General features: G+C 62.7%; 15 protein-coding genes and 1 riboswitch. Of the genes, 5 read left to right on the forward strand and 10 right to left on the reverse strand.

Annotated elements, in window-relative coordinates; genetic code table 11:
- Positions 1-146: 146 nt before the first annotated feature.
- The 4 genes from XcyCFBP4188_RS10650 to XcyCFBP4188_RS10665 form a co-directional block, all read right to left on the reverse strand.
- Positions 147-1,031: a bestrophin family protein gene (locus XcyCFBP4188_RS10650; protein WP_043909392.1), complete on the reverse strand. Its 885-nt coding sequence runs from the start codon at positions 1,029-1,031 to the stop codon at positions 147-149.
- Positions 1,032-1,177: 146 nt separating this feature from the next.
- A complete protein-coding gene (locus XcyCFBP4188_RS10655; RefSeq protein ID WP_006451257.1) occupies positions 1,178-1,774 on the reverse strand; it encodes an LON peptidase substrate-binding domain-containing protein in 597 nt (198 codons plus the stop codon).
- Positions 1,774-3,141: a UDP-N-acetylmuramate:L-alanyl-gamma-D-glutamyl-meso-diaminopimelate ligase gene (mpl, locus tag XcyCFBP4188_RS10660; protein WP_172839278.1), complete on the reverse strand. Its 1,368-nt coding sequence runs from the start codon at positions 3,139-3,141 to the stop codon at positions 1,774-1,776. The genes XcyCFBP4188_RS10655 and mpl overlap by 1 nt, the downstream gene beginning before the upstream one ends.
- Before the next feature lie 361 nt (positions 3,142-3,502).
- Positions 3,503-4,066, reverse strand: a complete 564-nt coding sequence (locus XcyCFBP4188_RS10665) for an adenylate kinase (RefSeq protein WP_006451255.1) — start codon at positions 4,064-4,066, stop codon at positions 3,503-3,505.
- Positions 4,067-4,223: 157 nt separating this feature from the next.
- Between XcyCFBP4188_RS10665 and XcyCFBP4188_RS10670 the strand changes: the two genes are divergently transcribed.
- Complete coding sequence (locus XcyCFBP4188_RS10670; protein WP_104592081.1) at positions 4,224-5,480, forward strand: 6-phosphofructokinase; 1,257 nt, start codon at positions 4,224-4,226, stop codon at positions 5,478-5,480.
- Between the two features lie 296 nt (positions 5,481-5,776).
- A complete protein-coding gene (locus tag XcyCFBP4188_RS10675; RefSeq protein WP_074058207.1) occupies positions 5,777-6,574 on the forward strand; it encodes an OB-fold protein in 798 nt (265 codons plus the stop codon).
- A 134-nt stretch (positions 6,575-6,708) separates the two neighbouring features.
- On the opposite strand, the gene XcyCFBP4188_RS10680 is transcribed toward XcyCFBP4188_RS10675, so the two are convergent.
- Positions 6,709-7,233, reverse strand: coding sequence for a hypothetical protein (locus XcyCFBP4188_RS10680; RefSeq protein WP_104592082.1), 525 nt, complete (start codon positions 7,231-7,233; stop codon positions 6,709-6,711).
- A 251-nt stretch (positions 7,234-7,484) separates the two neighbouring features.
- On the opposite strand from XcyCFBP4188_RS10680, the gene XcyCFBP4188_RS10685 reads away from it, so the two are divergent.
- Complete coding sequence (locus XcyCFBP4188_RS10685; RefSeq protein WP_104592083.1) at positions 7,485-9,512, forward strand: sodium-translocating pyrophosphatase; 2,028 nt, start codon at positions 7,485-7,487, stop codon at positions 9,510-9,512.
- Between the two features lie 195 nt (positions 9,513-9,707).
- On the opposite strand, the gene XcyCFBP4188_RS10690 is transcribed toward XcyCFBP4188_RS10685, so the two are convergent.
- The gene (locus tag XcyCFBP4188_RS10690) at positions 9,708-10,190 is read right to left on the reverse strand and encodes a hypothetical protein (RefSeq protein WP_006449844.1); all 483 of its coding nucleotides are present in this window, start codon (positions 10,188-10,190) and stop codon (positions 9,708-9,710) included.
- A gap of 196 nt (positions 10,191-10,386) precedes the next feature.
- On the opposite strand from XcyCFBP4188_RS10690, the gene ppa reads away from it, so the two are divergent.
- Complete coding sequence (gene ppa / locus XcyCFBP4188_RS10695; RefSeq protein ID WP_006449843.1) at positions 10,387-10,923, forward strand: inorganic diphosphatase; 537 nt, start codon at positions 10,387-10,389, stop codon at positions 10,921-10,923.
- Between the two features lie 113 nt (positions 10,924-11,036).
- The gene (locus XcyCFBP4188_RS10700) at positions 11,037-12,185 is read left to right on the forward strand and encodes an HDOD domain-containing protein (protein ID WP_074058211.1); all 1,149 of its coding nucleotides are present in this window, start codon (positions 11,037-11,039) and stop codon (positions 12,183-12,185) included.
- 324 nt (positions 12,186-12,509) lie between these two features.
- Here the strand turns inward: XcyCFBP4188_RS10700 and XcyCFBP4188_RS10705 are convergent, their stop codons facing one another.
- The 4 genes from XcyCFBP4188_RS10705 to thiC form a co-directional block, all read right to left on the reverse strand.
- A complete protein-coding gene (locus tag XcyCFBP4188_RS10705; RefSeq protein WP_006449841.1) occupies positions 12,510-15,398 on the reverse strand; it encodes a TonB-dependent receptor plug domain-containing protein in 2,889 nt (962 codons plus the stop codon).
- Positions 15,399-15,446: 48 nt separating this feature from the next.
- Positions 15,447-16,340, reverse strand: coding sequence for an AraC family transcriptional regulator (locus XcyCFBP4188_RS10710; protein ID WP_006449840.1), 894 nt, complete (start codon positions 16,338-16,340; stop codon positions 15,447-15,449).
- A 110-nt stretch (positions 16,341-16,450) separates the two neighbouring features.
- Positions 16,451-18,787, reverse strand: coding sequence for a winged helix-turn-helix transcriptional regulator (locus XcyCFBP4188_RS10715; RefSeq protein WP_095575183.1), 2,337 nt, complete (start codon positions 18,785-18,787; stop codon positions 16,451-16,453).
- Between the two features lie 424 nt (positions 18,788-19,211).
- On the reverse strand, positions 19,212-21,089 hold the full coding sequence (gene thiC / locus XcyCFBP4188_RS10720) for a phosphomethylpyrimidine synthase ThiC (protein WP_006449838.1): 1,878 nt from the start codon (positions 21,087-21,089) through the stop codon (positions 19,212-19,214).
- Positions 21,090-21,204: 115 nt separating this feature from the next.
- Positions 21,205-21,302: riboswitch (TPP riboswitch) on the reverse strand.
- Between the last annotated feature and the right edge of the window lie 81 nt (positions 21,303-21,383).

A 21,383-nucleotide genomic window follows, 5' to 3' on the forward strand; every position in this document is an offset into this window, starting at 1 on the left:
AACTGCTCACGGCTGATGTCACTGGGATAGCGTGCTCTCATCTCCATATGATCGGATATTTCGGGCAGACTTTGAACAGGTTCTGAGAGCTTGTGCTTCAGCGCCATGGATGTGCACAAGCCGCATTGGTCAAAGGCGCGATGCACTCACCACAACACACCATCCACCGGCTGCATCGGCTCCGGCGCCTGCTCGCCAATCGCCTGCAATGCATCGATTTCGACCGTGCGGCACATGCTGTCCAGCGGCAGATCGTGGATGGTGTTGGCGAACGGATCGACCAACTCGTCGCCGATCTTGAGCACTGCCAAAAACATCAAGCCCGCAACGGTCGAACCCACCGGTGTGGCGTATTGCAGTGTCTCCACCAGGCCGATCGGCAGCAACACGCAGAACAGCCGCGTAAACAGGTTCGGATAGAAGCGATATTGATACGGCAGCGGCGTATTTTTCAGCCGCTCCATACCGCCTTGTGCGTTGGCGATATCCACCAGAATGCGCTCGACACTGGCCTGCTGGATGCTGTCGATCCAGCCATCGCGACGCGCCTGCTCCACGCTGCGCCCGGTGTTATCGAGCAGGCCATTGGCGACGTTGGTGCGCTTGATCACCGAAGCCACCTCATCGGCATCCAGCCGTGATTCCAGCACCGCATCCACTGGCAGCCGGCGCAACTGGCAGCGCAGCACATGCACGTACGCGACCTGGCGCAACGCGATCGTGCGCCCCAGCGTTGCGGCTTCCGGCGCAGACAACACGCTGATGCTCAGACGTACCAGATTGCGCGATGCATTGATCATCTGGCCCCACAGCACGCGGCCCTCCCACCAGCGTTGATAGGTGGAATTGGCGCGAAACCCCAGGAACAACGCCAATGCCGAACCGAAGATGGTCAACGGCAACGCAGGCGCGCGGAACGGCAGCACGTAGTAGATGATCGTGATCAACACGTCCCAGACGAACAGCACCGCCAGGGTCCGCCAGACCTGGTCGAACACATCGGATACACGCGGTTTGACATCGATGATCAAGGCACACTCCATGGATCGATAACGAGTGACGCCGTTGCGCGCATCCGGGGCATGGATGCCATCGTCAGCGCACTCAAGCGTGGCGAGTGTGCCGCTGCAGCGGTGCAAGCGCGGTGATGGGTCACCCACGCCACAGCATCACCGCGTTACGGCATCAACGCCAGCAACTGATCCAGGCGCCGATGCGGGTCGTCCTGCTGCAACAACGACAGGCGTTGTTGTTCGGTCAGCGGCAGCAGCTCGGCCAACCGCCAACCCACCCAGGCCGCTTGATCCAGCAGGCCAGGTCCGGCCGATGCGAATTCGCCACCCACCTGTTCGAGCATGCGCTCGAGCACGGTGGCCAGCAGGCTGTGCTCGGGGCGCAACTCGTCATCGCTGTCGGGCTCGCACCAACTTACCTCGCCCACGACAAGCCCGTTGTCGCGGATGCGCGAACGCTGCACATGGAAGCGCCGCGTCCCGCGCAAACGCAGTACCAGCACACCGTCGGCACCAACGTCGAAATCCTCGATACGCACTTCGGTGCCGAACGCCGCCGGTGTCGCCGGTACGCCGACTTCTGCGCCATCCAGAATCAGACACACCCCGAAACTGGTGCCGGTGCGGCCGCACTCGCGCACCAGATCCAGATAGCGGCGCTCGAACACGCGCAAACCCATCGCAGCGCCCGGCAACAGCACGTTGTGCAGCGGAAACAGCGGCAATGCGCTGCTGTCGGCGGTGGCAGTCATCTCGTTCATCAGGACAGCTGCGCCAGAAAGCGACGCGGCGCGCCGTCGAAGCCGCCGTTGGACATAAACACCACATGGTCGCCCGGCTGCGCAATCTCGCCCAGCGTGTGCAGCAATGCATCCACGTCGTGCGCCACATGTGCATCACCGCGCACCTGTGCAACGATCGGCGCCGCATCCCAGGCCAATTCGGGCCGATGCAGGAACACCACCGCATCGGCATCTTGTAACGACGGCGCCAACGCCTGCGCATGCGCGCCCAGCCGCATCGAATTGCTGCGCGGCTCCATCGCCACCAGCACACGTGCCGCCCCGACCTTCGCACGCAAGCCCTGCAGCGTGGTCGCAATCGCGGTGGGGTGATGCGCAAAATCGTCGTACACGGTGATGTCGCGCGCCTGCCCCAGCACTTCCAGTCGCCGTTTGACGCTTTGGAAGCGCGCCAGCGCCGGCATCACACTCGCCGGATCCACGCCCACTGCATGCACGGCGGCCAGCGCCGCCAACCCGTTGAGCACGTTATGCCGCCCGACCAGCGGCCAGTGCACCTGGCCGATCTCCACACCGCGATGCAGCACTGCAAACACGCTGCCATCGGCAGCGATCAAGCGTGCGCTCCACTCCAACGCCGCATCGAAACCGAAGCGCTCCACCGGCGTCCAGCAGCCCATCGCCAGCACCTCGGCCAGGCGCGCATCTTCGCCGTTGACGATCAGCCGCCCGCGCGCCGGTACCGTGCGTACCAGATGATGAAACTGGCGCTGGATCGCCGCCACGTCGGGAAAGATGTCCGCATGGTCGTATTCCAGGTTGTTGAGGATCGCCACCAGCGGCCGGTAGTGCACGAACTTGCTGCGCTTGTCGAAGAACGCAGTGTCGTACTCGTCGGCTTCCACCACGAATTCGCGCCCCTGCCCCAACCGCGCCGACACGCCGAAGTCTTCGGCCACCCCGCCGATCAAAAAGCCCGGCGCACGCCCGGCCGCCTCAAGCAGGCAGCTCAAAATGGTGGTGGTCGTGGTCTTGCCATGGGTACCGGCGACCGCCAGCGTGTCGCGACCCGGCAGCACCTGCTCGGCCAGCCACTGCGCACCGGAGGTGTAGCGACGCCCCGCGTCCAGCACCGCTTCCACGGCCGGGTTGCCGCGCGACAAGGCATTGCCAATGACCACATCGGTGGTATCGGCCGAAATATTGGACGGCGCGTAGCCCTGCGCCAGCGCGATGCCGAGCGTTTCCAGCTGCGTGGACATCGGCGGATAGATGGCCTGATCGCTGCCCTCTACCTGCCAGCCCAGCTCGCGCGCAAGGGCGGCGACACCGCCCATGAAGGTCCCGGCGATGCCGAGGATGTGGAGTTTGGTCATGCCGCACATTGTCGCCGATCGCCGGAGTTGCGGGACATTCCGATCCATCGCCAACGGCGCTGTCAGGAAACTCCTACCGTACTGTCGGGAATTTCCCGATATGCGAACTTCGTCACATATCTCACTATGCTGAACGCCAGTCGCAGCACCCTTTTGGTCCTACTCCCCAAGTGGCCAAAATCCCCAGGGGGCTCATGCTGTCGGGGCTCTGAGCAAGCCCTTTACTGGCGTTATTCCGCCCCGGCCGTCTTGTACGACCGGGGTTTTTCTTTTTGCGGTATCGCACATGCGAAAAAGCCGCGCAGCCTGATGGCGCGCGGCCTTGTGAACCAGGTGCGTGGGCCAGGCGTCGCGCCCGGCCCCAGCCGACTCAGCGGCCCAGCGCCTTGCTGATGCGCTCGAGCACTTCGTCCAGCGAACCCACGCCATCGACGCGCGCCAGCTTGCCGCGCTGCTCGTAGAAGCCGATCACCGGTGCGGTGGAATCGGTATAGACCTGCAGGCGCTTGCGTACCGACTCGGGATTGTCGTCTTCGCGGCCCTCGGCCTTGGCACGACCGGCGATGCGCTCGACCAGCAACTCGCTGGCGACATCCAACTGCACCACTGCATCCAACGGCTGACCGATCTTGCCGAGCAATTCGTCCAGCGCATTGGCCTGCGCCACATTGCGCGGATAGCCGTCGAGGATGAACCCCTTGGCGACATCGGCCTGGCCGAGCCGCGCCTCCAGCATGCCGAGCAGAATTTCGTCGGACACCAGATCGCCGCGTGCCATCACTTCCTTGGCCTTCAGGCCCAGCGGTGAACCAGCGGCCACTTCGGCGCGCAGCAGATCGCCGGTGGAAATATGCGGGATCTCAAAGGTGTCTTTGAGCCGTGTCGCCTGGGTGCCCTTGCCCGAACCGGGCGGTCCCAACAGAACCAATCGCATCAGTGGACTCCACTTTCGAATAAAAACGCGTTGCGGTTGGCGGCGTTAGACTCAGGTCTTCGCCAGCGCTGACCGTATGGTCGTGCAGCTTACCGCATCCGGGGAATGTCCCGGCACTGTCCCCTGCGCCATGCCCCCATTGAGGAGCCCGTCCCCTATGACCACTGGCAACTTGTTGTATGCCCAATCCGGCGGCGTTACCGCCGTCATCAACGCCACCGCCGCCGGTGTGATCACCGAGGCGCGCGCGCGCAAGATTAAGGTGCTGGCCGCACGCAACGGCATCCTGGGCGCATTGCGCGAGGAGCTGATCGACACCTCGAAAGAATCCGCCGCCGCGATCGCCGCACTGGCGCAGACCCCCGGCGGCGCATTCGGCTCGTGCCGCTACAAGCTCAAGTCGCTGGAAGAAGACAGCGCCAAGTACGAGCGCCTGCTCGACGTGCTGCGTGCGCACGACGTGCGCTGGTTCCTCTACAACGGCGGCAACGACTCGGCCGATACCGCGTGGAAGGTCTCGCAGCTGGCCAAGGCCTACGGCTACCCGCTGCACTGCATCGGCGTGCCCAAGACCATCGACAACGACCTCGCAGTAACCGACACCTGCCCCGGCTTCGGCTCGGCGGCCAAATACACCGCGGTCTCGGTGCGCGAGGCCGCCCTGGATGTCGCCGCGATGGCCGACACCTCGACCAAGGTCTTCATCTACGAAGCGATGGGCCGCCACGCCGGTTGGCTCGCCGCCGCGGCAGGTCTGGCCGGTCAAGGTCCGGACGATGCACCGCAGATCATCCTGCTGCCCGAACGCGCCTATGACCAGGCGGTGTTCCTGGCCAAGGTCAAGCAAGTGGTAAAGAAGGTTGGCTGGTGCGTGGTGGTCGCCAGCGAAGGAATCCAGGACGCACATGGCAAATTCGTCGCCGATGCCGGCGGGGCCACCGACTCGTTCGGCCACGCGCAACTCGGCGGCGTGGCCTCGTATCTCGCAGGGCAAGTCAAACAGGAGCTCGGCTACAAGGTGCACTGGACCCTGCCCGATTACCTGCAACGCTCCGCACGTCACTTGGCCTCCAAAACCGACTGGGAGCAGGCTCAGGCCGTCGGCAAGGCCGCGGTGCAATACGCGCTCAAGGGCATGAACGCGGTGATCCCGGTGATCGAACGCGTCAGCGACGCACCGTACCGCTGGAAGATCGTGCCCGCCCCGCTGCACAAGGTGGCCAACCACGAAAAGAAGATGCCACCCAGCTTCCTGCGCAAGGACGGCTTCGGCATCACCGACCGCGCCCGCCGCTATTTCTCCCCGCTGATCAAGGGCGAAGCGCCATTGGCTTACGGCAGCGATGGCCTGCCGAAGTATGTGACGTTGAAGAATGTGGCGGTGGCGAAGAAATTGCCGGTGTGGGAGCGGTGAGCTACCCAGTCTGGGCGCCTCGGTAGCGCATCTGTGCCAGGACGCCCATGCAAGCTGGTGCCTGCTGTCCGCAAAAATCTCTGAACCACGGTGCTGTATAAAGCAAGCAACCGCCGCCAGGAGGGGGTTGTCGGCCGAGCCAGTCGATATAGGAAGCCTCCCGATTGCCGAGCAGGGGGGCCGCTGACATAATCCGCCGCGCAATGATGCTGGGGAACGGCATCTGCGCCTCTAACGTCCGCCTCCAGCGGACGACAGCCTTTGCAGCTGCCCATCTCCGATCAAGGATGTTACCCATGAAATCTCGTTATATCTGCGCCGCCCTGCTGCTCGCAGCCTCGGCCCCCGTCTTTGCTGCAACCTGCGAAGAGAGCTTCCAAAAGAAGGGCAACCCCTTCGTTGGCACCCAGTTTTCTGTCTCGGTTAGCCAGCCCGGCCTGACCGTGCGCAGCGCCATCGGCCAAATGCGTGTGATCGCCAAGCAGGCAAAGATGGATGTGCTAAGCGAGGATGCAGACGCCGGCTCGATGTTGATTGAACAGCCGCAGACCTTTGGGACCAGGCCACTCCCGATGATCGTCTCGGCAAGCGCAGTCGATGGCGTCGGCACGGTCAATCTGCTCCTCAAGGTCAGCAAGGGGGCTATCGCATATAATGACAACGCCCGTACCGAGATGTGCAAACTGCTAAACCAGGTCAAGCCCGGTGCAGCAGGCGAACAGTTTGCAAAGAAGACACTCGACACCGCGCCGGTGGAGATCACTGCCTACAAGTTTGGTTTCCAGCTGCGTAGTCAGCACAAGGAGAACCCGGCCGCCATCGAGCCGCGCTACGCGGACAAGGTCTACCGTATCACCGGTAAAATCGCCAAGAGCGGCGTTTTGAAGAGCGGCGGCACCTACAACATCACCTTCGATGTGCTGGAAGGCGACGATAGGTTTGAGACGGTCGGCATCACTTGTGCATTCGCCGCCAACCAGTCCGCTTACGCGCTGGCCTTGCGCCCCTCGGAAAAGGTGACGCTCACTGGTGTCGTGGACCACTATGATCAGATTCTGCAAGTGCTCTGGCTGCGCGATTGCCGCGGCAACTGATCCAGAACACATCGCGGTCATCCCAAGACACCCCGGCTAGCCGGGGTGTTTTTTCTGGGGCAGATGCTGGTAGATATTGGTTTACATCACGTACTAGGATCAAACAGCAACGCGCCCTCGTCACGCCGAACCTGTCACTGGCACGCCTTGCCTTCCACCGTCATCTGCGCGGCAAACATCGGCACCTGCGCAATCTTTCCTGCAGCGGCCTGCTGCTTGGCGTCTTCCAGATAGATGCGCGACTGGCCCTGTCCATCGAGCTGCGGTTTGGCCTCCACAGGCTTACGCCAGATGCGCACCACGGCCTGCTGCGCCGGGCAGGCGGCACTTGGGACGCGGATCACATCGTTATAGATCCAACCCGATGCGACGCTGGGCGTGGCCTTGGCGAAATCCACGAAGCGTGCGCGTGGCTGGCAAGTCGGGCTGCTACGCACGACCGAGAAGGTGTATGGCTGCGCGGCGTTGCCGGTGAACACGCCTTCTAGGCGAGCGCAGGCTTCGGGGATCTGGCGCAAGGTGTGCACGGCACCGACCGCTTGTGCGGTTCCCACTGCACGCTGTTTCAACTCCGGCGTTGGCTCAGCAGCAAGCGCGTAGCTGGTGAACAACAAGGCTGCAATCGTCACGGCAGACTTCGACGCGGCATAGTTCGACATACGCACTCCTGGATCGGGTCGATCACGTTGGGCCGCAGGCTGTCACGCCGCGACTGAACAACGTGCCAAAGCCGTGGTGGTGGCAGCCTCACAGGGTGCGGCGCATACTCGGCCGCGATCCGGCCACATGAACATCGCGACGCGCGTTACGGTCATTGTGGCCGTCGAGTCCGTATTCGCCAGTCCACTCGCTGCGTGCATCGCCCTTGGTTCGTCCCGACCGGACGACATCCATTCTCTTGGGAGGGGTCATGCTGGAACATTACGGATTACTGCTTGCACTGGGTTGTGCTGTCCTGGCAATCGTCTATGGCATTGTGTCGGCACGCTGGGTGATCGCGCAGCCGAGTGGTAACGCACGCATGCGGGAGATCGCTGCCGCGATCCAGGAAGGGGCGCGCGCTTACCTCAATCGACAGTACCTCACCATCTCGATCGCTGGCGGCGTGCTGTTCGTGTTGGTCGGGCTGTTTCTGAGCTGGTACACCGCGGTGGGTTTTGCGATCGGCGCGGTGCTGTCGGGGCTGGCGGGCTATATCGGCATGAGCGTGTCGGTGCGCGCCAATGTGCGCACCGCCGAGGCCGCGCGGCATGGCATCGGCAAGGCGATGGATGTGGCCTTCCGCGGCGGCGCCATCACCGGCATGCTGGTGGTGGGTTTGGGATTGCTCGGCGTGGCCGGTTATTACGCGGTGCTGCAGGCGATGGGCCTGCCGTTGGAGCAAAACCTCCACGCACTGGTGGGGCTGGCATTCGGGTCTTCGCTGATCTCGATCTTCGCGCGCCTGGGTGGCGGCATCTTCACCAAAGGTGCGGACGTGGGCGCAGATCTGGTCGGCAAGGTCGAAGCCGGCATTCCCGAGGACGACCCGCGCAATCCGGCGGTCATCGCAGACAACGTTGGCGACAACGTCGGCGACTGCGCCGGCATGGCAGCGGATCTGTTCGAAACCTATGCCGTCACCGTGATCGCCACGATGTTGCTGGGCAGTCTGACGCTCGCCGAAACCGGGCCGCATGCGGTGCTGTATCCGCTGGTACTCGGTGGCGTGTCGATCACCGCCTCGATCGTGGGTGCGGGCTTCGTCAAGGTCAAAGCCGGCGGCTCGATTATGGGCGCGCTCTATAAAGGCGTGATCGTCTCAGGCGTGCTGGCCGCACTCGCCTACTGGCCAATCACCCAGACGCTGATGCGCGAGAACATCCATGGCGCGACGTCGTTGTATGTGTGCGCATTGATCGGCCTGGTGCTCACCGGCCTGATCGTCTGGATCACCGAGTACTACACCGGCACCCAATACAAGCCTGTGCAGCACGTGGCGGCGGCGAGCACCACCGGCCATGGCACCAACATCATCGCCGGGCTTGGCATCTCGATGAAATCCACTGCGCTGCCGGTGATTGCGGTGTGTGCGGCGATCTGGGGTGCGTTTTATTTCGGCGGGCTGTACGGCATTGCGACCGCAGCGACGGCGATGTTGTCGATGGCCGGCATGATCGTAGCGCTGGATGCGTATGGGCCGATCACCGACAACGCTGGCGGCATCGCCGAAATGGCCGAGCTGCCACCGGAAGTGCGCCACATCACCGACCCGCTGGATGCGGTGGGCAACACCACCAAAGCGGTGACCAAAGGCTATGCGATCGGCTCGGCAGCGCTGGCTGCCTTGGTGCTGTTTGCCGACTACACCCACAACCTGCAGGCGGCCAATCCCGGCGAAGTCTTCGCCTTCGATCTATCCGACCACACGGTGATCATCGGCTTGTTGATCGGCGGGTTGATCCCTTACCTGTTCGCGGCGATGGCGATGGAAGCGGTGGGACGCGCGGCAGGCGCAGTTGTCGAGGAAGTCCGCCGCCAGTTCCGCGAGATCCCGGGAATCATGGCCGGCACTGCCAAACCCCAATACGACCGCGCAGTCGACATGCTGACCCGCTCGGCGATCCGCGAAATGATCGTGCCTTCGCTGTTGCCGGTCGTGGTGCCGATCGTGATCGGCCTGCTGCTCGGGCCACGTGCGCTGGGCGGGCTGTTGATCGGCACGATCGTCACTGGCCTGTTCCTGGCAATCTCGATGACCACCGGCGGCGGTGCCTGGGACAACGCCAAGAAGTACATCGAAGACGGCCACTTTGGCGGCAAGGGCAGCGAAGCCCACAAGGCCGCGATCACCGGCGACACAGTGGGAGACCCCTACAAGGACACCGCAGGGCCGGCGATCAATCCGTTGATCAAGATCATCAACATCGTGGCCTTGCTGCTGGTGCCCCTACTTTGATGCGTTCCATGCCTTCTGAACGTGTGCAACCCGGCGTCAAGCACGCAGGCCGACGGCGTCTTGGCCGGTGACGACGGATGACGGAGTAGAGCGAGGCTGAAGCGGTCATCGCAGCACGCTCCGCTGCCATTGGCATGTGGCCGGGCCGGCGGCAGATGGAGCTGCGCGAGATGCGCAGCTCCATCTATCTCATGCTCAGAGGCAGCCGATCAGGCCGTCATAGATCGGCGGCGCGCCGTTCGGCAGCGGCTCGAACAGCGGGTTGGTCACCGCCAAGGTGCGATACATCTCGTCCAGACCGGTCCCGGCCTTCAACGGCGCCGTGCAACGCCAGACCCTGCTATCGGAGCGCAGGTACCCGCTGCGGGGATCGACGCTGATCTCGCTGGCGCCGAAGGTCCAGATGCAGCTGCGCACCACGCCGGTTACCCGATGCACCGAGCAGCGGAAGCGTAGCGGCTGGTAGTCGCTGAATTCGCCACCGCAAAAGGTGTCGCCGCAAATATTGTCGAAATCGCGTTCCAGCCGCTGCTCCAGATCGACGAACGCCTCCCAGCCTTCGCCATTGGCGGGCCAGTCCACCGCGTCGACGAAGGTCGGCGGCGGTGTTGCCGCGGCGGCAACCTGGGCGAACACAGACAGCAGCAGGACAACGAGCACACGTGCGAGCTTGGACATGGCAATTCCCTTGCAGTGGATGAGCCTGCAGCGTGCGCCGCGCCTTTGGCCGCAACGATCGGGGAGCTGCTCATGATGAATGCGGACTATGCCGCGTGCCGGGGTCGGCGAATTGCCCATTCAGTGTCGCTGCACCGCAACAGCCGAACGCGTAGAATCGCGCTCCACACACTGCTGAAGCCTCGGAGCTACGCGCATGGGACTGGAACTGGTCACTGCCGGCAAAAATCTGCCGGACGAAATCAACGTCGTCATCGAGATCCCCAAGGATTCCGAGCCGGTCAAGTACGAAGTGGACAAGGCCAGCGGCGCGATCTTCGTCGACCGCATCCTGTCGACCCCGATGCGTTATCCCTGCAACTACGGCTACGTGCCCAACACCTTGTGTGGCGATGGCGACCCGGCCGATGTGCTGGTGGTGCTGCCGCTGCCGCTGGTGCCTGGCTCGGTGGTGCGTTGCCGTCCGGTGGGCGTGCTGCGCATGAGCGACGAAGCCGGTAGCGACGAAAAAATCCTGGCCGTGCCGATCGAGAAGATCTTCTCCGGCTATGCGCACATCGAGGACATCAATCAGGTGTCCAGCCACTGGATGGAGCGCATTGGCCACTTCTTCGAGCATTACAAGGACTTGGAGAAGGGCAAGTGGGTCAAGCTGGATGGCTGGGGCGGCGCGGCCGAGGCCAAGCGCATCCTGGTGGAGTCGGTGGAACGCTATAATTCCGACGCAGCCTGATCGATCCAGCGCGATGCAGTCCTGCAGATGCAGGGCGATCGGGATCACGCTTTTCGCGTGATCCCGGTGACCGCAGTCGGCAGATTGGGTACATTGCCGACAGCGTATGACCGGTGTCTGTCGCCGGTGACTCTTGGGGAAGTGTCTTGCGTATTCTGTTTGTTGGGGACGAAGCCAGTCTTCCGTCCGACCTGAGCGACTATGTCTCTGATCTGGGCGATCAGTGGCAGGCGCAGCAAGTGGCCGACGGAAATTCGGCGATCGAAGCTGCCGCGTTATCGCCGTTCGATGCCGTCATCGTTGCACCGATGCTGCCCGATCTCACTGCCGCCACGTTGTTGGGGCAAATCCGTACGTTGCGCCCGGACACCATTCGTATCGCGTTGATCGATGCGCAGGATGGTCAGCGCACCCCGCCGGCCCGCATCATCGGGGTGGCACATCGCTTCCTGCCGATGCCGCTGGCGCCGGAAGTCCTGCTTGAGGCGGTCACCAGCCTGGAAGAGCTGCGCGATCTGCTCACCAATCCGCGCTTGCGCGCCGCGATCGGGCGGATCGAGAAGCTGCCGTCGCCGCCGCATCTGTATTTGAGCCTGATGCACGCGCTGGAAGAAGACGAAGGCGCCGACGCGGCCGACATCGCCAAGCTGATCGCCGGCGACCCGGCGATTGCGGCAAAAGTGCTGCAATTGTGCAATTCGGCATTTTTCTCCGGTGGCCGCAGCATCACCGATCTGCGCACGGCGGTGACCCGTCTGGGCGTGGCGACGCTGCGCGATCTGGTGCTGGCCAGCGAAGTATTTTCGGTGCAGACCCTGACCCCGGCCGAGCGCAATGCGATGCAACGCCGCGCCCTGCTCTCTTCGCGTCTGGCTGCAAAAGTGTTGCCACCGACCAGTGCAGAACTCGGCTCCACCGCCGCACTGCTGGCCGATATCGGCCTGTTGCTGCCCGGCGTGCGCGACGAGCGCGAACCGCCGGCCGAAGGCGGCGACGAGCGCCTGGGCCACACAGAAGCGGGCGCGTACCTGCTCGGTCTGTGGGGCCTACCGATGCCGATCATCGAAGCGGTGGCCTTCCATCGCCACCCGCAGCGCTCCAGTCTGCGCAGCTTCTGGGTGACCGGCGCGGTGCATGTCGCCACGGCACTGGCCAGCGGCGAGGCCGTGGACGAAGAGTATCTGTCCAAGGTGGGCGTGATCACGCGCCTGCCGAAGTGGCGCGAGCAGGCCGAGACGTTGTTGGGGCTCGCCGAGGCTTAAAACCAAGGCGCTACTGCTGATGTAGCAAGCCGATATAACAAGAAGGGCGCGACACGGTCGTGCCCTTTTTCTTTGGCTGTTTCCAGCTGTTTTTCCAGGCCATTTTCTTGAATAACTGGCTACAAAGCACAGCGAATATAACTGTCGCTCGCCGCGCATTACTCGCGCATCGAAGCACATCCATACGCACTCCGTGACTCACGTAGTTGCCTGCATCGCAGGCTTCACGCTACCTGCAGTCAAGACAACGCAATCGACAAACGATAGACAAAAAAAAACGGGCCTTTCGGCCCGTCTTTTTTTCACCTTACGACGCTTCGATGATCAGAAGCGCTGGTTGTACTGCACGAACAGGAAGCGGTCGTAATCCAGCATCGGATCGATGGCCGCAGTGCTGCTGTTGGTGATCGAGTAGGTCACCGGCGGCTGCTTGTTCCAGATGTTGCGGGCACCGACGGTCACGCTGCCATCCCACGGAGCCTGCCAGGTGACCGAGACGTCCTGGTAGGAGATCGAGCCCTTCTTGTTGGAACCGGTGCCACCGCCCCAGCCCGGATTCGGGGTCTGGTAGTTCGGGTTGTTGCACTCGATGCCGGCCTGCGCGTCCCAGCAGTAGTCGCGGAACCCACCGTAGTAACGCAGGTCCCAGCTGGCCGACAGCGAATCACGCGACCAATCCACACCCAGCGTTGCACGCACGCGCGGGAAGTTCCAGTAACCGGCGCTGTTTTCCCACTCCGCACCGGCTTCTGCCTGCGACTTGTAGGTCGCCAGGTAGTTGGTGTCGAGGTTGACGGCGAACTTGCCGATACCCATTTCCGGCAGGCGATAACGCACGCCGAAGTTATAGCCTTCGGTTTCCAGGCGGCCCAGGTTGACGTTGCCACGGCTCAGCGTGGTGACCTGACCGGTGACCGCGTCGCGACCGTAGTCGGCGCAGTAGCTGGCCAGGCTGTTGAGGTAGCAGTTGTTCAACACATCATTGGCCGTCAGCGACGTGATGATGTTGGAGATCGAAATGCGGTACCAATCCAGCGAGAAGTCCAGGCCCTGCACCCAATGCGGGCTGTACACCATGCCCACGGTCCGGGTGATGCTGTATTCCGGCTCAAGCTCGGCATTACCAACACCCGCATTGAACGGTGCGTTGCCCTGAACGTCACGCTGGGTCACCGGGTTGTTAGCAGTGTCAGTCTGACGGAAGTTGCTTGCCAGACCTTCACTTGCGCAGCGCGCGGCCACGCCGGCATTACCCAGCGAACCGAAGGTTGCATCGCAGGGATCAGTGAAGTCATCAAAGCTCTGCGAACCGCCACCGAAAGTGTCGTCCAAGGTGGGAGCACGGAAACCGGTGCCGTAGGTACCGCGCACCATCAGGTCGTCGATCGGCTTCCAGGTGAAGCTGAACTTGCTGTTGGTGGTATCGCCGAAGCGGCTGTAATTGCTGTAACGCGCCGCCACGTCGAACGACAGTTCCTTGGCGCCCGGAAGATCCTTCAGCACCGGGATCAACAGCTCCAGATAGGCTTCATTGGTCTGATAGCGACCTTCAGTTGCCTGTGCGGCCAGATCGGTGGTGTAACCGGCGCTGGACAGCTGATCCGGATAGTCGTAACCGCTGATTTCGCGGTGTTCGACGCCTGCAGCGAAGCCCAGCTCACCGGCCGGCAGATCGAACAGGCCACCGGTGACGTTGGCGGTCCACTGCTTGCTCAGGCTCTGCTGCGTGGACTGGCCCAGTGCATTTATGTACTGCAGCACATCCGCTGTGGAAGCCGACGGACCGCCCAGGATGTTGAACGGGGTGCACTGGCCCAGCGCATTGCTGGTACCTAGCGGCAGCGGGCTAGCCGCGGTACCGCACTGCACCTGGCCCTGTGCATTGAGGAATGACGGACCGACCGCCTTCTGCAACGCCAACAGATTGATGTTGCCGCGCGAGACCTGGGTCACGTCGTACTTGTTGTAGTTGAAGCCCACGTCCCAGTTCCAGCCATGGCTGCCGACGTCGAATACGCCTTCCAGCGCGGCATCGAAGTGGGTGGACTTGACGTTGCTTTCCGTGGTGCGCGGCAACTCGACGGTGCGGCGGAACCAGCTGGTGATGTCCTGGCCGACCGGGTTGTAGTAGCTGCCACCGCTGATCGCCACCGGGAACTGCGGCTGCGAACGAGCGTTTAGCGGGTAACCGGCGATCTGACGGTTCGAGTCGCGCTCGGAATACATCGCCGTCGACTTGAAGGTAATGCTGTCGGTGATGTTGTAGCTGCCGGTCGTGAAGATCGACTTGTTCTTGCTGGATTGCTGCAACATCATCTGGTCGACGGAATTGTAGTAATCGTCGGTGGTGATGTCGTTGTGGTAGTTGGCAAGGTTGCGCGAATCTGCACCCACGCCCTGTCCGTCGAACGAGCCGGTGTGGTTGAGAATGTAGCTCTCTCCGCCGGAGGTGAAACGACCCCATGGGCCGGTCGCGCTCAGGCTGTCTTCGATGTGGTTCGGGCCGGCCGAGTAACGGGTCAGCGCGCGATCCTTGGCCCACACCGGATCTTCGCTGGTGTAGTTGACACCGAACACCAGCGAGGAGCGATCGGTGGTGGTGCCGGCGGTGAAGGAGTACTGCTCCTTGGAACCGTCGCCACGACCGTTCTGACCGAAGTACGCCGACGCTTCAGCGCCATCGTAGTTCTGGCGCAGGATGATGTTGACCACACCGGCCACCGCATCGGAACCATAAATCGCCGAGGCGCCGTCCTTGAGGACTTCGATGCGCTCGATCAGCGAACTGGGAATGGTCGACATGTCGCTCAAACCAGCCAGGCTGCTGGCCCAACGCTTGCCGTTCACCAACACCAGGGTACGGTTCTCACCCAGGTTATAGAGGTTGACGTACTGGCCGCCCTGTTCCGGATCGGAGGTCAGCACGGCAGCCTTGCTATAGGTCTGCGTACCGGCAATCGACAGGTTCTGGAGGATGTCACCAACGCTGACCAGACCCGACTTCTGAATGTCCTGCTGGGTGACGGTGAACACCGGCTGTGCGGTTTCAACGTCGACCGAGCGGATGCGCGAGCCGGTGATTTCAATGCGGTCCAGTGTCGTGGTCGACGGGGCGGACTGCTCTTGTGCATTGGCGGCAAAAGCCGGCGTCAACGCGATCGCAATACCGGCGGGCAACAGGCCCAGCCGCACTGCGGAGGTGCGAAGGTTCATCAATCTCTCCAGGGTTCGTTAGTGGCGCGTTAAGCGCCCCCGTGCAAATTACGATTGCGTGAACATCGTCGCTTTGCGCGTCACGTTCCGTGGCTTTGCCGAATCTGGCGGATTTGTCGTTTGGTCGCGATAACGCGATGCGGAGACACCGAAGCGCGCACGAAAGGCACGCGCAAAGCTGCAGCAATTGTCAAAGCCGCTTGCCGCCGCAACCTCGCCGATCATCATCGAGGTATCGCGCAACAAATCGGATGCACGCTCCAGGCGCAGACGTGCCGACAAGGCCTGCGGACTCTCTTCGTACAGGCTCTGAAACGTCTTGGAGACATACCAGCTGGAGAAGTTGGTCAGCTGCGCCAGCTCGGCAATGCGCACCACGCGGTCGCTGTTGCCTTCCAGATACATGCGTGCGCGCTGCATGCGGCCAAACACCTGACGGCGACGGCTACGCGAGCGACCCGGGCAGCGCTGCTCCTGTTCGATGAAATCGCGCTGCATCGCCGCCAAGTGCAGCAGCAACGGACGCGCCGGTGCACTGCCGTTTTGTGCAGCCGCATTGCGCCATAGACGCAATGCAATGCGCAGATCGCTACGCGAGAGCTGGCTGCGACCTGGATACAAGGTCGCATCGGTCAACTCGGACAACGATTGCAGGCTTTCACTATCCAGGCTGACACCGACACAGAGTGCGTTGCGGTCCGCTTGTACCGTGTGATGGGAGTCCTTGTCGAAGGCGATCCAGTCGCCGGCACGCAGACGGAAGCGCCCTTCCTTGGATTCCACCCATGCGCGGCCACGCAACTGCACCCACAACGTAAAGGTGGTGGCCATGGTGCGGATGCTGCCCAGACGCGAGACCGCCAGACAGGTCGTGGATGTCGACTCGCTCGCACCATCCAGTGAAAGTGCGAGCCCGCGATCTGCGGTGATGACCTGTTGCATGGTGGCAGCCCCCTGTACGAAAGAAGGCGTAGTGTTTTGCCGAATCTGGCGCGAGTCAGGAAGTTATGACGAAGGTGTGCCGAAATTGACACGAAGCCTTTCCGAAAAACTTACGAAGCCAATTTCCTGAGTAATAACAACATGTTGGAGATGAAACCGGTGGTCACTGCCGTACGTTGCGGCAATGGCATGAAGGCAATCGCGCTGCCGTCTTCTTCTGCCAACGTCACGTACATCGCGCCACTGCGCTGGTCCACGCTGAAGCCGTTGATGGTGGTGAACTTGTTCACATCCAGACACTGCCCGTGCCCGCTGCGCAAGTCGCTGTCATGCGTGGCACAGCTGTCGTTGGACGACAGGTAATGCAGTTGGCCGTGCGCTCCCGGTGCCCAACTGCGGTAACGCCAGCGCGATGGCTGTCGGGGATCGATCGACTGCAAGGTCTGGGCTGCCAAGGTGGGCGCGATCTGCCATAAGCCGCCACCGGTCAGGCGCGTCAGCAGCACCTGCCCGGTGATACGGTCCAGGCGCAGCTGCGAGACATCCTGCAGCGATGCGATCGCACGCCACGGACTGCTGCGTCTGTCGTACAGGGTGGCGAAGGTGTGCCCGTCTTCTGCCGCAGCGAGCACCAGCAATTGATTGGGATCGGGAAGGTGAATCGCCTGCAACGGCCGCGGTTGCGGCACCGGCAGACGCACCACCTTGCCGCTGCTCGGGGTGACCTCGAACAGGGCTGCATGCCCATCCGCATCGCTACCGCTGACCAGCACGTGCTGCGAATCGGCCGACCAATCGGCGGCCTGACGCGAATCCGGCCGCAGCCCTTCGATCAAACGTACCGAACCGGGCTTGCCGACATCGCCCCACCACAGCCCATACGCCCCGGAACGATTGGAGGCGAAGATCAGCTGGCGCCCGTCCGGCGCGATCATCGGCTGATCGTCGCGACCGCTGGAGGGGAACAGGCGGCGTCGGATGTAACCGCCATTCATTGGATCGCGAATGACCTGGTAGACGCCAAACTGCGGTTTGCGTTGCACGAACACCAGATGGTTATGTGCCACGTCCGGCGCCTGGGCATCGTCCACGCCCAGGTCGTGCAGGCTGCGGTCGCGCAGGTCGAGTCGATACAAGCGCGCCTCGCTGTCCACACGGCGCCCGAAAATCACTCCGCTGCCATCCGGCAACCAGCTCCAGCCGCGGATATCGGCGTTGTCGTGAGTGAGGCGCTCGGCGGTGCCGCCGGTTGCAGGGATGCGCCATAGATCGCCCAGTTGTGGATTACGCAGGAACACGATCCAGTGCCCGTCCGGCGAATAACGCGGTGCGTAATCGAAATCCTGCGGCTGCGCGCTGTAGACCAGTGGCTGCCACTGCCCGGTTTCCAGATCCAGGCGGCGAATGCGCGGTGCGCCGTGCGCGCCGGTCATGCTGCCGAACAACAAGCCGCGGCCATCTGGTGACCAGCTGAAACTCAGCATGTCCGCACCATCGCAACGCACCACTTCACGTGCGGCAGCCGGGCCGTTTGCGGCGGCGATCATGATGCGACAGCTGCCATCCGGCGCCTGCCGCGAGAAGGCGATTTCGCGACCATCCGGCGACCAGGCCGGCAGTCGATCGGAGATGCCCGCCGCCGGCGTGTCCAGCACCCGCGGATAGGCGTTATTGGTGGTCTTGACCAGGATCGAGGTGCCGGCGCGGTCGCTGGTCAGCGAGGCGTAGGCCACCATCGCCCCATCCGGCGACAAGCTTGGTGTGAGATCGAAACCGCCACCTGCTGTGATGATCTGGTACGGGCGCTTTGGGCTGCCCAGCACGGCAGACGCCGCCGTGGCGCCCTCCACTGGCGCTCGCAGCCACAGCGTGTGCGCAACCAGTCCAAGCAGCACCAACACGGCCACCGCGGCGATCACCAACGCTATCCGGCGGCGTTTGCGCGATGCATCTGGCGTTATGGCCGACGGTGCTGCGTAGCGCTCGCTGATAGCCTCAGGTTGCTGCGACGAGGCCATTTCATTGACCGCAGGGGACGCATCGACATCGGTCTGTAGACCACTCGACGGCACTGCAGCAAGCGCGCTTGCAACCGCATGCCTTGAAACATCGGCCGGCGCTTCCCACACCACCGGCGCCATCAGGCGATAGCCGGTCTTGGCGATGGTCTCGATATGCTCGGAGCGCTGCCCCCCGTGACTGGCGAGTGCCTTGCGCAATTGGGTGACTGCCTGGGTCACCACATCGTTGCTCGGCAAGGTGTTGGGCCAGACCTCGGCGAGCAACTGCTCGCGCGTCACCACCTGCCCTGGCTGCCGGGCCAGGGTCAGCAACACCGCCAAGGATTTCGGCGCCAGCCGTGGCGGCCTTTTCGCACCAGGAGCGTGCACTTCGCGCGAGGCGATATCGACCACGCACTGACCGACACGCAGCCGGCCCGATGGCATTGCATTAGCGGGAGAAATACTCATCGACAACAGAACGCATCGGCATGCAAGGACGACAAAGAACGCATCACGCACATTGCGCGAAACGCCAAATTCAGCAAAGGACCACGACCAACTGTGTCATGCATCCAATTGGTGCAAATTTTACGCTATGCCTCGTTGCTTCCTACGACAGGTGGCGACGTCAGGCTCTCTCTCTCTCGCCGACGAATTCAAATAATTACGACGTTCCCCTTCGCGCCTCTGGCGCGATTTTTTTATCTGCGATTCAGGTAAATGCCCTGAAATGTTGATGCCCTGTAACCGCTTGCAGCCAGCCCGCGCCACGGCACTTGCGCACCGCGACGCGTTCTGTTTGATGCGAAGCTGAATTTTTCTTAAGCAGCCTTCAGATTACGCCGCCGAAACTCACTGCACACAGGTGTCACAAAGCGCGATACACCTGCGCGCCCTGCGCGAGAAACTGCACCGACTTCTCTTCCATGCCAGCAGACAAGGCATGCGCTTCGCCCATGCCATGCTCGGCCGCGTAATCGCGCACGTCCTGGGTGATCTTCATCGAACAGAAGTGCGGGCCGCACATCGAACAGAAGTGCGCCAGCTTGTGCGCATCCTTGGGCAGGGTTTCGTCATGGAACTCCTTGGCCTTTTCGGGATCCAGGCCAAGATGGAACTGGTCGTCCCAACGGAATTCGAACCGCGCCTTGCTCAAGGCGTTGTCGCGCACCTGCGCGCCGGGATGGCCCTTGGCCAGGTCGGCCGCATGCGCGGCGATCTTGTACGCCATGATGCCGTCGCGCACGTCCTGGCGGTTGGGCAGGCCCAGATGCTCCTTGGGCGTGACATAGCAGAGCATCGCGGTGCCGAACCAGCCGATCATCGCCGCGCCGATCGCACTGGTGATGTGGTCGTAGCCGGGCGCGATGTCGGTGGTCAGCGGCCCCAGGGTGTAGAACGGCGCTTCGCCGCATTCGCGCAGCTGCTTGTCCATGTTCTCCTTGATCAGCTGCATCGGCACATGCCCAGGCCCTTCGATCATGGTCTGCACGTCGTGCTTCCACGCCAGTTTGGTCAGCTCGCCCAGCGTTTCCAGCTCGCCGAACTGCGCTGCATCGTTGGCATCGGCAATGCAGCCCGGGCGTAAGCCATCGCCCAGCGAAAACGCCACGTCATAGGCCTTCATGATCTGGCAGATGTCTTCGAAGTGGGTGTAAAGAAAGTTTTCCTTGTGATGGGCCAGGCACCACTTGGCCAGGATCGACCCGCCGCGCGAGACGATACCGGTGACACGCTTGGCCGTCAGCGGCACGTAGCGCAACAGCACACCGGCGTGGATGGTGAAGTAATCCACGCCTTGTTCGGCCTGCTCGATCAAGGTGTCGCGAAAGATCTCCCAGGTGAGTTCTTCGGCGCGCCCGTCGACTTTTTCCAGCGCCTGATAGATCGGCACCGTGCCGATCGGCACCGGCGAGTTGCGGATGATCCACTCGCGCGTTTCATGGATGTGCTTGCCGGTGGACAGGTCCATCACCGTGTCGCCGCCCCAGCGGATCGACCACACCAGTTTCTCCACTTCTTCGGCAATGCCTGAAGACACCGCGCTGTTGCCGATGTTGGCGTTGATCTTGGTCAGGAAATTGCGACCGATGATCATCGGCTCGCTTTCCGGGTGATTGATGTTGTTGGGCAGGATCGCGCGACCACGTGCGATTTCGTCGCGCACGAATTCCGGTGTGATGCGTTGCTGGATCGCCGCACCGAAGGATTCGCCCGGATGCTGCTTGCGCAGCATCGCGTCGGTCACCGCTTCCAGACGCTGGTTTTCGCGAATCGCCACGAACTCCATCTCCGGGGTGATGATGCCGCGCCGCGCGTAATGCATCTGGGTGACGTTGGCGCCTTCGCGCGCCACCCGCGGCAAGTGCCGCGCAGGAAAGCGCACTGCATCCAGGCGCGCATCGTGCTCACGGCCGCGCCCGAAGCTGGAACTCAGGTCATCCAGCGCCACGGTATCGCCGCGCTCGGCGATCCAGCGCGCGCGTAGCGGCGCCAGGCCGGCGGCAAGATTGATCGCGGCGTGGGGATCGGTGTACGGGCCGGAAGTGTCGTAGACGCTGAGCGGCGCGTTGTCTTCGCCACCGAACAGCGTCGGTGTGCGGGTCAATGCGATCTCGCGCATCGGTACCTGCAGGTCGGCGCGCGAGCCCTGCACGAAGATCTTGCGGGACCCGGGAATCGGCTGGGTCACAGCCTCGGACAGCGATTGGGCTTGTTGCTGCAAAACGGTGGGCGCGGCATTCATGGCGTTCGTCCTGTGTGCTGGAAAACCAGCACCAACGGCGCTGGCTCTGCGAAGGATTCGCAGTGCGGACGAAGCGGCGGCGCTCAACACAAGGTGCCCGTGCAGCGCACGGACCATCGCATCTAACGAAGCTTCCCTACGCCGGTATCAACCGGATCAGGTTCGAAGGGACTATCTCAACCGCAGCGCGCTGCGGTACCCCCACTTCGGCGGCGATTAAACCACATCGCACCCGCTCGCGGCATGTGTCCGCGCACGTCATCGCAGGTCAACGCGGCACACGTGCATCGATGC

It is taken from the genome of Xanthomonas hortorum pv. cynarae (assembly GCF_002939985.1).
Classification (GTDB): Bacteria; Pseudomonadota; Gammaproteobacteria; order Xanthomonadales; family Xanthomonadaceae; genus Xanthomonas; species Xanthomonas hortorum_D.